The sequence below is a fragment of the Rhizobium sp. SG570 genome (assembly GCF_012275345.1).
GTDB lineage: Bacteria > Pseudomonadota > Alphaproteobacteria > Rhizobiales > Rhizobiaceae > Rhizobium > Rhizobium lusitanum.
Window position 1 is genome coordinate 31,190 of sequence record NZ_JAAZQI010000032.1, and the last position, 10,595, is coordinate 41,784.

Annotated in this window: 8 protein-coding genes; 7 read left to right on the forward strand and 1 reads right to left on the reverse strand. The window is 58.7% G+C overall.

Annotated features, from left to right (window positions below; translation table 11 throughout):
- Positions 1 to 493: 493 nt before the first annotated feature.
- The 6 genes from FHT28_RS33990 (at position 494) to FHT28_RS34015 (ending at position 7,917) form a co-directional block, all read left to right on the forward strand.
- A complete protein-coding gene (locus tag FHT28_RS33990; RefSeq protein ID WP_246705030.1) occupies positions 494 to 1,693 on the forward strand; it encodes an arginase family protein in 1,200 nt (399 codons plus the stop codon).
- A gap of 27 nt (positions 1,694 to 1,720) precedes the next feature.
- Entirely contained in the window at positions 1,721 to 3,259 is a 1,539-nt protein-coding gene (locus tag FHT28_RS33995; RefSeq protein WP_145646558.1) for an ABC transporter substrate-binding protein, read from the forward strand.
- Positions 3,256 to 4,245 carry an ABC transporter permease gene (locus tag FHT28_RS34000; RefSeq protein ID WP_246705031.1) on the forward strand — a complete coding sequence of 330 codons (990 nt, stop codon included), beginning with the start codon at positions 3,256 to 3,258 and terminating at the stop codon, positions 4,243 to 4,245. Before FHT28_RS33995 ends, FHT28_RS34000 begins: the two co-directional genes overlap by 4 nt.
- Positions 4,242 to 5,102 carry an ABC transporter permease gene (locus FHT28_RS34005; RefSeq protein WP_145646556.1) on the forward strand — a complete coding sequence of 287 codons (861 nt, stop codon included), beginning with the start codon at positions 4,242 to 4,244 and terminating at the stop codon, positions 5,100 to 5,102. Before FHT28_RS34000 ends, FHT28_RS34005 begins: the two co-directional genes overlap by 4 nt.
- Positions 5,099 to 6,865, forward strand: a complete 1,767-nt coding sequence (locus FHT28_RS34010) for an ABC transporter ATP-binding protein (RefSeq protein WP_145646554.1) — start codon at positions 5,099 to 5,101, stop codon at positions 6,863 to 6,865. The genes FHT28_RS34005 and FHT28_RS34010 overlap by 4 nt, the downstream gene beginning before the upstream one ends.
- A gap of 677 nt (positions 6,866 to 7,542) precedes the next feature.
- Positions 7,543 to 7,917: a hypothetical protein gene (locus tag FHT28_RS34015; protein WP_145646552.1), complete on the forward strand. Its 375-nt coding sequence runs from the start codon at positions 7,543 to 7,545 to the stop codon at positions 7,915 to 7,917.
- Positions 7,918 to 8,166: 249 nt separating this feature from the next.
- Here the strand turns inward: FHT28_RS34015 and FHT28_RS34025 are convergent, their stop codons facing one another.
- Positions 8,167 to 8,961, reverse strand: coding sequence for an SDR family oxidoreductase (locus FHT28_RS34025; protein ID WP_145646550.1), 795 nt, complete (start codon positions 8,959 to 8,961; stop codon positions 8,167 to 8,169).
- 120 nt (positions 8,962 to 9,081) lie between these two features.
- Between FHT28_RS34025 and FHT28_RS34030 the strand changes: the two genes are divergently transcribed.
- Positions 9,082 to 10,023, forward strand: a complete 942-nt coding sequence (locus tag FHT28_RS34030; RefSeq protein WP_210249890.1) for a GlxA family transcriptional regulator — start codon at positions 9,082 to 9,084, stop codon at positions 10,021 to 10,023.
- Positions 10,024 to 10,595 lie beyond the last annotated feature (572 nt).

Genomic DNA, 10,595 nt, shown 5'->3' on the forward strand with positions numbered 1-10,595 from the left:
TTGAAAGATGCGCTGAACAAGTGACGTGGGATAACCTTGCCGGAAAGCCTTCTTGTGTCGGCCGAACGTTTTGATGGCGGTGCGATTTACTGTCTGCGCGCGGATCCGAGAGAAGGATGATGTCTTTTGAGGGGGCGAGTGAGGCCAGTAGATATCCCTTTTTGTGAAGTGGATATGCGCCCTTCGTATTCAATTCCAAGGTCTTGTAATTCCCGAGGTTGGCGTTCGTGCCGACCTCGGCTTGATGTTTGCGGGGCGGATGTTGATCGCGCTGCGCCTCATTGCGGTAGACGGTAGATCTCGACGTTGCCTGGGCTATCGCGTACATAAAAGGTGAAGAGAAATATTGTTGTAAATCAATAAGTTAGTAAAAATCAGATAATCTATATTATGGAACTTCTGGGCGGTTTGCTGGCTGTTGCGTTTTAGGCCGAAACCGCATTTTCCGCGACTGTGGAAAACTGGCGATGCTGCGGTTTGCAGTGTTGCTTTGATGCGAACCGATGACAAGGTTGCGTTCATCCGATTGGGCGAATTGCGAGGCGGCAACACTTATCGGTACTGCGTAAAAAATGGCTTCACCGCTATTACGCATCGGTCGCCGTGGAATAAAGGAAAAGCTTGTCCTACAACAAGATCCGCGGTTGACCGCCTTTCCATCATCAACACTTTTGTGGATGTCCGCGCCGGTCGAAGCATGTCCTACTCAAGTGACCTGCTGGGAGTAGTTGACATGACCGACGAACGCAACGACCCACCCCTCACACTTATCGGACTTCCCTACCACTGCGGAACCAGAGGCCGTGTTATCGGTAATGCCATGGCCGTCGGACCAGAGGTCCTGCTGGCGCCGGAGAACGCACCGGCAGCCTTTCAGCGAATGTTCGGCGATGTGGATATTGTCTTCATCGATCAGGCGGACAGAGCGACGGACAAGGAGACAGGCGGAGATTTCCGGCTGCTTCCCGCCGGCGATCAGATGGGTCGTATCCTGGTCCAGAACATCCACCTCTCAAATGCGGTACGGGCTGCGCGCCAGGCAGGACGTATTCCGATCGTTTCAGCCGGAACATGCTCCTCCTCTTTTGGGGTAATCGGCGGTATCGGCGATGCAGAAGGCATTACCGGCATGATCTGGTTTGACGCCCATGGCGATGCGCAAACGCCAGATACCTCCGCCAATGGTTTCATAGAGGGAATGCTCACGACTACGATCGCAGGTCATTGCTGGCCAAAATATCGGCAGCAAGTCCCAGGTTTTCGCGTGATTCCGGAAGAACGCATCATTTCCGTCAGCATCCATGAGGCCTTTTCGAAGAATGCGCGGGCCCATGCCGGGGTCGCAATCGGCACGCTCGTCAACACGCCGGTCATCAGGAAGCTAGGCTACGAGCGTGCGCTTGGTGCTGCACTGGATATTCTGAGCGCCCGATGTGACCAAGTCTACGTTCATATCGACACAGACGTTCTCGATCCCTCCGTGCTGCGCGCAAACCGGCACTGCGCCGAAGGCGGATTGACTGACACGGAGGTCGCGCGCGGTCTTGAGCTGATTGCCGACCGTTTCGAAATTCTCGCCGTCAATTTCACATCCTTTGATCCGGATGAAGACCCGCGCGGGCCATCCGTCATCGTGCCGTTGATGACGAAGGCGGCCGTGGAGGCCGCGCGCAGCAGAACACGCAGCAGCTGACAAGATCAGATGGGGAAAGGGAACGTCATGTCCAAAGAAGTGAAACCCGAACAAATCCGTGTTACGCGCCGTGCACTCCTTGCCGGAACCGCAGGCATTGCATTGACTTTGACGATTGCGGCGGTACTCCCCGAAGAGACAAGAGCTGCTGAAGACACACTCCGCGTTGCCGCAACCGGCAGCAACGCGGATTCGCTCGATCCGCATCGGACGCAAGGACAGATCACCGACATTGTCAGGTTCACCAACTTGTTTGACGGTCTGACGGAATATAATCCCGATGCAAGCGTCGCGCTCGTTCTGGCTGAAAGCTTCACTCCGAATGCCGATGCGACCGAATGGACCGTCAAGTTGAGATCAGGCGTCAAGACGCATGACGGCAAGGCCTTCGGTGCGGACGACGTGATCTTCTCGATCACGCGCATTCTGGACAAGAGCAATCCGACCAAGGGCTCCGCTCTCATCAAGTTCATCGACCCCGAAGCGATTACCAAGCTTGACGACCTCACCCTGGTCTTCAGGCTGAAAGCGCCCTACGGTCCGTTTGCCGACGTCTGGGCGAACCGTTACCTGCGGATGGTCCCCGTTGGCTTCGACCCCGCCAAGGCGATTGGCACTGGCCCATTCAAGCTTGTTTCCTTCACGCCCGGTCGTGAATCCGTATTCGCACGCTTCGCCGACTATTTCCGCGAGAAGGCGAAAGTCGCCAAGCTTTCGATCGTGAATATTTCCGACGCTGCGGCTTCCATCAATGCCCTGCGTGGCGGCCAGGTCGACATGACCTACAAGATTCCCTTCGCGGAGGCGCGCATTATCGAGGCGGACCCGGCAATCAAGCTCTTGAACAACCCCTCCTCCATGGCGATCCCGATCTATATGCGCACGGATGCCGAACCGTTTAACGACGTGCGCGTCCGTCAGGCATTCCGCCTCATCGCCAATCGGGAACAGATGGTGAAGGTCGCGCTGGCCGGTTACGGCTCGATCGGAAACGACATGCAGGGCCGCTCCATCGCACCGTGCGGGCCGACTCCGGTTGCGCAGCGCAAGCAGGATATCGAAGCTGCCAAGAAGCTTCTGAAGGAGGCCGGCAAGGAAGGCATGAGCATCGACCTGATAACGGTCAATGGCACGGCCGGCATGGTCGAATGCGCGCAGGTCTTTGCAGAGCAGGCGAAGGCTGCGGGCGTGAAGATCAACGTCAAGCTCACCGAGGAGGCTGCCTATCTCGCCAATTACGGCAAGTGGACCTTCGGCGTGGACTTCCTGAGCGACGCCTATCTGCCTGTCGTGGCCCGCAGTCTGTTGCCGGGCGGTACCTTCAACACGAGCCATTGGGACGACAAGGAATTCAACGAGCTTTATCAGAAGGCCGTCAGCATTCCCAAGGCAGAAGACCGCTGCACCGTCATTCATCAGATGCAGCAGATCGAATATGAGCGAGGCGGCAATCTCCTCTGGGGCTTCGCCAATACGCTGAATGCCTACAAGGCCGGGCTGACGGGGATCGTTCCCTATGTGGTCGATTCACCCTTCTATCATCTGAGGAAAGTCGCCCTGTCATGACGAGCGGCACGTCCCCCTCTGTCAGACGTGGGCGGCGGATCTGGCTGCTCCGGCGTGCCGGTGCAGCCGCGTTCATGCTCTTCGTGGTTTCCCTTCTGATTTTCGGGGCCACGCAGGCACTTCCGGGCGACGTGGTGCAGATGATCCTTGGTAAGGAGGCGTCGCCCGAACAGATTATGGCGCTGCGCCAGCAACTCAACCTGGACCAGCCGCTCGCAACACAATATCTGCGATGGCTGGCCGAACTTCTCCACGGCAATTTGGGCACATCGATCGTTTCCAAGGTGCCGGTAGCCGATCTGCTCATGCCACGCATCGAGAACTCATTCTTCATCGTGGCGATATCGATGTCGATCGCCGTTCCGACATCGCTCTTTCTGGGCCTGTTGACGGCAACCCTGAAGGACAGCGTCGTCGACAAGCTCGTCATGGGCTTTTCCGTTCTGGTCAACGCCCTGCCGGAGTTCGTTCTGGGGCTGCTGCTCGTCCTTCTGTTGAGCACCAGCGTGCTGCATATCTTCCCCGCCGTGTCGCTCCTGTCGCCGGAGGTGCCGATATGGGCGCAGCCCTCGCGGCTCGCCCTGCCAATCATCACACTGGTCCTGTTACAGACGACCTATCTATATCGTCTGGTCAGAAGCACGGTCATCGACGTTCTCCATACCGAATATGTCCAGTTTGCCATTCTGAAGGGCCTGAGCCCCAACCGCATTCTTCTCGTCCACGTCCTCCCCAATGCAATCGTGCCCGCCATCCAGGCAGCGGGGACCATATTTGCGTTCTCCGTGGGCGGGGTCGTGGTCGTCGAATACGTCTTCGGATTTCCGGGGCTGGGAACGGCTCTGGCGGATGCCGTCGGCGTTCGCGACGTGCCGGTCGTGCAGGCAGCGGTGCTCACCATTTCGGTGACCTTCTTCATCACCAATATCGTCACAGACATGGCTTCGTTTCTGCTGACCCCGCCGGGCAAGGGGGGGCGCATATGAAAAACGAAAAGAACACTCGCAAGAGCCGGTCGAGCCTGATGCGCGGCCTCACAAATACCCGTACACGCTTCGGACTTGCCCTGATCGCCTTGGTGGTCGGCCTTGCCTTTCTCGGTCCTCTTGCGGCACCCTATGGCCCATCCGAGTTGATCGGCACACCTTATCAGGCACCCGACGCAGACAGTCTGCTTGGAACCGACAGCTTGGGGCGAGACGTTTTGAGCCGGTTCCTGTTCGGCGGGCGGAACCTGATCTGGATGGCACTTTCGGCAACCCTTGCCGGGCTAACCCTCGGGGCGGCCATCGGCCTCGCCACCGCCTATTCGAAGGGACGGTTCGATGGGATCGTGATGCGTATCGTCGATCTTCAGCTGGCATTTCCGAGCGTTATCTTTGCCCTCCTTTTCGTAACGGCGCTTGGGCCGAACCCGGTTTTGCTCGTCGTGCTAGTGGCACTCTCGCAGGCCCCAAGCGTTGCTCGCATCATTCGCGGTGCATCGCTTGCCGTTGTCGAGCGTGACTATGTGCAGTGGTCGCGGGCTGTCGGCCTGCCGACCCACAAAATTCTCATGTCGGAAATCCTGCCCAACATCGCATCGCCCCTGCTTGTTGAACTGGGGCTCCGGCTGATGTGGTCAATTTCGCTTCTAGCGGGTCTCAGCTTCCTAGGATATGGCATCCAGCCCCCCAATGCCGACTGGGGTTTGATGGTCAATGAGAGCCGCAATGCCCTGACGATCCAGCCGTGTGCGGTTCTTGCTCCTATCCTGGCTATCGCAACGCTGTCGATCGGCGGAACTTTATTCGCCGAAGGCATGTCGCGGGCGATAGGACTGACGGAAGGAGTCCGGAAATGAGCGGTGTTGCGGTATCCGGGCTTGAAGTTCGTCTGGGAGACGAGATAAGGATTGTCCACGAGATCGGGTTTACCATCCGGCCGGGCAAGGTTCTCGGGCTGGTGGGAGAAAGCGGCTCGGGCAAGAGCACGATCGCCAAGGCATTGCTGGGTTATGCGGCACCCGGCGCACGCATCAGCGCCGGCAGCGTGATAATTGATAGTGATGATATTCTCGCCCTGAGCGAAGCCGAAAAGCGAAGCCGGCGTGGCAGGCTTGTCAGCTATGTACCGCAGGATGCGGGTGTCTCCCTCAATCCCAGCCTGCCCATCGGCCTGCAGCTGACAGAGCGCCTCGTGACCGGCGAACATGCACAAAGCAAGGCGGAAGCTGCGGGCCGCGTTGCCAGCATTCTCGACGCCATGCGCCTGCCCAGCGACCGGGGATTTCTTGCCAGATATCCAAGTGAATTGTCGGGCGGGCAATTGCAACGCATTGGACTGGCCATTGCCGTCGTGGGCCGGCCGAAGCTTCTGGTCCTCGATGAACCAACGACTGCTCTGGACACCGGAACGCGGAACGAGGTGCTGAAGCTGGTCTCCGGCCTGTCGGAGGAGCTGCAATTATGTAGCGTCTACGTCTCGCACGACCTCGGCGTGGTCGCTTCCGTCGCGCAGGATGTGATGGTTCTTTATGCCGGAAGAATGATGGAATACGGTCAGTCCTCCCAGATCTTCCAGGTACCCCGCCACCCCTACACAAGAGCGCTTCTCAAGGCCGTACCCTCGACGCTTGAACGCAAGCAGCTGCAGGGCATACCCGGAACGACGCCGGAGCTGAGAAGCAGAAGCGTCGGCTGCATGTTCGCATCACGGTGCTCCCTGAGCGATCAATACTGCCGTGACCATGAACCGCTGCTCACGCAAGATGATCAGTCGCAGGTCCGCTGCCACAAGCCCGACGTGGTACCGCCGGCGGCAGGCGTTGTCCCGCTTCCCGTTAGGCGGGTCCGGTCGGAGAAGATATTCTCCATCGAAAATCTTCGGGTTCGCTACGGTGAACGCGAGGTCGTGCGCAACGTCTCGCTGGATGTCGCGGCCGGCGAATGTCTCGCGCTCGTCGGCGAGTCGGGAAGCGGCAAATCGACACTGGCGCGCTGTATCATCGGTCTCCATTCCGATTACGACGGCGCAGTGAAGTTTCGAGGCCATGCCCTACCACTCGCGGCCGTAGATCGGGATCGCGACACGCACCGCAAGATCCAGTACATCTTTCAGGATCCCTATGCGTCGCTGAACCCCCGGCGTACGGTCGGAGAGAGCATCGCTGTCGCAGTCCGACACTTTTTCCCCAGCGAAAGAAAGTCGACCTCTGATATGGTAGCCTCCGCGCTCCAGCGCGCAGGCCTCGCTCCACAGATGATGATGCGCTATCCAGCCGAGCTCTCCGGAGGCGAACGCCAGCGCGTTGCCATTGCACGTGCCTTAGTCTGCAAGCCGGAACTGCTCGTCTGCGATGAGCCGACCTCGGCATTGGACGTCTCGGTCCAGGCATCCGTCATCGAACTGCTTAGAAGTCTTATGGCCGAGGGATTGGCAATGCTGTTTGTCACCCACGACCTCGCCGTCGTCCGCAGCGTCGCTGATCGCGTGGCCGTCCTTTATGGAGGGCGTGTAGAGGAATGCGCCGCCACCGACATTCTTTTCTCCTCTCCAAGCGCGGCCTACAGCAGAGAGCTTTTGCAGAACGCCTTGAATATCGAAACGACTGCGGGCGGGCGTTAAACAGATCTGGGACGAAAGCTTCCTCTCATGGTCGACGCCTTTAGCCTGTATCCTGCGACGACGAATCGGGCCAGGAAGCCCAGCAGCCAACGGCCCGCTTTCCTGAGCCTGACAAATCAGGGACTTGCCGGTGGGATAGATTACTCATGGGGGCAGAAAATCGCCTCCCGACGAATGTCATGGCCTCCAGCAGCCACCCGGAATGCCACGCGCTCAATGATTCGTTGCGCGTCGAGGCAAACAAAAAACGAGCTCGATGCGATAGCCAATGGCTTTCGCCTCCGCCATCCACTGGATCGGCTGGTTGCCCGAGAGTGTGGTTTCGATCACGAAGGTCTTTGCCACACGTCCTGGCGCATTTTGTCGGCCGGGACGTGGGCTTGCCGCCTTGAACGATGTGGATGCGGTTCGGGAATTCGCGAGAATCGCCCGCAGTTGGGACTTTGGTGGCGGGACTGATCACGGATTTTCATCTGAACAATACCTACCGGGCAGCAACGTTTACGTTACTTGGTTGTTTGACCATGGCTGCGGCGGCAGGGATCGTGTACCGCGACGCGTCTCACTAGCCGCTACCGATCCGTAAAGCCCGACCACGGATATCATTCTCGATCCTGTAAAGCCGGTAATGCGCCGTAGCGTCTCGATGGAAATAGTACGGGATCGGCTACCATGGGTTGGCGGCATTAATCGGTTCTGGATGGATTTGCAGCCTGCATGACGGCCGCCTCTTCGTTGGTCATCTGGATTCGGCCTTGGTCTACTTCAACCTGCGTAGACAGACCACCCCGGTTGCTCGCTATCGCACAGAGGGTGAGCCGATCAAGGTTCGAAATGCCGATCGAATCCCATTCGGCTCCTATCGTGTGATAGTCCGGTGTCTTTCCGAACTTCGCAAACATTTGATCAAGCGTGAACCTAGGATCCGTCACGACCGCCAAAAATGGCTTTCCGGACTGGCCGCACCGACGGCTCCCATCGCGCTCGTCGATGAACCGTCGGCTCCCGATATCGTCAACTGCGACCGCACAATCGGCTTTGTACTCACATAAGCACCGGCATAGCAGCTGGAAATCGTAATCGCGGCCCATCCATTATAGGCGATATCACGTGGTCCATTGTAAGTTGCAAACGTTGACCAATGCCTACTATGGTTTCTCAGTCAAAGCGCATATGATCAAGGATACGAAGTGCGGTACGCCGTCCGGATATGATCACCATGCTGCCCGCGATGCCGTTTGTGCCGCCGGTGATGAAGATGGTGTTGCCGGTCAATTCATTGGATCAGGGCTTAAAGGCTTTTACGCTATTGCGGTGAAGCGCGGAGCCGGTTGGGTGGCGGAAAGTTGCGGGCCGAGTGCGAGACGTGCCGCTTCATAAGCATTCCACAGCTCGACATCGCGGAGCGCAGGGATCGTGCTGGTCTCGCCCTGATCGAGCCCGGCAAGCGCGGCATCGACCATGTCTTCGGCTGGCATCACGATCTCGGTCGGAAGGTTTTCAACCGGCAGGCCGCCGAGTGCCCAGAAATCGGTCCGCGTCGCCCCGGGCAGTACCGCTTGGGCGCGGATGCCGCTGCCTGCAAGTTCATGGTTCAGCGAGGTGGTGAACGCCTGAACGAAAGCCTTTGTCCCGCCATAAACGCCGTTGAGCAGTTCGGGCGCGACCGCAACAATCGAGGCGATATTGATCACTGTGCCGCCGCCGCGCGCCACGAAGCCGGGCACAGCTGCGTAAGTCAGGCGCATCAACGCCGTTACGTTAAGGCGCACCATGGCCTCCATGCGATCGACATTGCTCTCCAGCAGGGTTGTATGGGTGCCGACGCCGGCATTGTTGACCAGCGCCGTAATGCTGGCGTCTTCGCGCAGCACCTTCTCGACGCTGGCAAGATCGGCCCCATCGCCCAAATCGGCGGCAAGCACTTCGACAGCACGGTTCGTCTTATCCGAGATTGCCGAGGCGAGCGACTGCAGCTTGTCTTTGTTGCGGGCAACGAGGATCAGATCGTAGCCGCGTGCGGCAAGGCGGTCGGCGTAGATTGCGCCTATACCGGTGGAGGCGCCGGTTATGAGTGCAGTTCCCTTGGTGGTCATTGGTTTGTTCCTTTCGCGGGGAAAGCGCCATGCTTTCGACAAGGACGTTATAGACCGGATGCTCTTTGTCCGATATGACGTATAAACTACGTTTTTCGGACATCGGGTTTGGAGAGCAGAATGCCTCACGTTTCCATGGTGCTCACGCCGGGTTTCCAATTTTTGGCGCTTGGCGTACAGGCCGCCTTCGAGCTTGCCAATGTGTTGAAGGATGAAACTTATTATACCCTCTCGATCACCTCGGTCGAAGGTGGACCCGTCATGTCGTCGAGCGGTTTTGCCGTACCGACCACGAGGCTCAACGACGTGGGACAGGTGGACACGCTGCTGCTCCTGGCAGGCCTCGTGCCGCCTCCGCAGCAGGATGAGGCAACGCTCGCGACGTTGCGCGCGATGGCAAAAGCATCGCGGCGGGTTGCGGGACTCTGCACTGGATCATTTCTCCTTGGGCAGATGGGATTTCTCGACGGACGTCGCGCGACGACCCATTGGTCCTATGCCCAGGTGATGCGCAAGGCCTTTCCGAATGTGCGGGTGGAAGACGATCGCATCTTCATCAATGAGGGACCGGTCTGGACATCAGCCGGCCTGACCGCGGGCTTGGACCTCGCCGTGGCATTGATCGAGAAGGATTTGGGGCGCGATGTGGCAAGCGCGATCGCCCGGCGGCTGGTGATGCATCATCGCCGCGCCGGCGGCCAATCGCAGCATTCTGAATTGCTCCAGCTCGCACCCAGCAGCGACCGCATTCAAAAGACGTTGATCCATGCGAAGACCCACCTCGCCAACCCATTGACTGTCGATGAACTAGCTGAAATTGCGGCACTCTCGCCCCGCCAGTTCAGCCGTGCGTTCCATTCGGAAACCGGTCAAACCCCTGCCAAGGCCGTCGAGCAAATTCGCCTTGAGGCAGCTCGGCTGATGATCGAGGAGACCCGTCACCCCATGGAGAAGATTGCGCGGGAAAGCGGTTTCGTCGATCTTCGGCGCATGCGCGATGCATTTATGCGCCAGTATGGGCAACCGCCCCAGACGATCCGGCGACTTGCAAGAGCCGCCTGAGGGATGACTTGGGAATGTCCGACCTGAGAGATAGGTGACGTTTTGTACCGGAGAGATGGTGGACTGCACCCCTTTGATGAGACAGCAATCAGTAACAGTTCTCCTGGCTGTGAATTGCGTCTGGTGTCTCCTTGCCGCTCTTTCGAGAGACTGGCTTCGTAAGCGTCCGGCGCGAGATAGTCGAGGGCCGAGTGCAGGCGCTGCCGATTGTAGACCATCTCGATGAATTCGCCGATGCTGGTCCTTGCATCGTCCAGGCCGTGATACGCCTGGCCATCCACCTCCTCTTCCTTCAGGGTCCTCATGAATGTTTCGGCCTTCGCGTTATCGTAGGGATTGCCGACGCGGCTCATGCTCGGCTGGATGCCATGGACTGCAAGTCGTGCCGCATAGTCGGCGCAGGCATATTGGACGCCGCGGTCGCTATGGTGAATGACGCTGTCGGGGGGCGGGCGGGGGGGCGCGGCCGCCCGGGCGGGCGCCACAAAGGCCACGTACGCGTTAACATAGGTTGGAAAATCCCACCCCAAGAACATTGGGGGGAATGGCTCGAGGACGGCCCCCCACCGCGG

What these genes read in the sequence shown, in the direction of transcription:
- FHT28_RS33990 (WP_246705030.1), top strand. Translation starts at nt 494, where the DNA reads ATGCGAACCGATGACAAGGTTGCGTTCATCCGATTGGGCGAATTGCGA.
- FHT28_RS33995 (WP_145646558.1), top strand. Translation starts at nt 1,721, where the DNA reads ATGTCCAAAGAAGTGAAACCCGAACAAATCCGTGTTACGCGCCGTGCA.
- FHT28_RS34000 (WP_246705031.1), top strand. Translation starts at nt 3,256, where the DNA reads ATGACGAGCGGCACGTCCCCCTCTGTCAGACGTGGGCGGCGGATCTGG.
- FHT28_RS34005 (WP_145646556.1), top strand. Translation starts at nt 4,242, where the DNA reads ATGAAAAACGAAAAGAACACTCGCAAGAGCCGGTCGAGCCTGATGCGC.
- FHT28_RS34010 (WP_145646554.1), top strand. Translation starts at nt 5,099, where the DNA reads ATGAGCGGTGTTGCGGTATCCGGGCTTGAAGTTCGTCTGGGAGACGAG.
- FHT28_RS34025 (WP_145646550.1), bottom strand. Translation starts at nt 8,961, where the DNA reads ATGACCACCAAGGGAACTGCACTCATAACCGGCGCCTCCACCGGTATA.
- FHT28_RS34030 (WP_210249890.1), top strand. Translation starts at nt 9,082, where the DNA reads ATGCCTCACGTTTCCATGGTGCTCACGCCGGGTTTCCAATTTTTGGCG.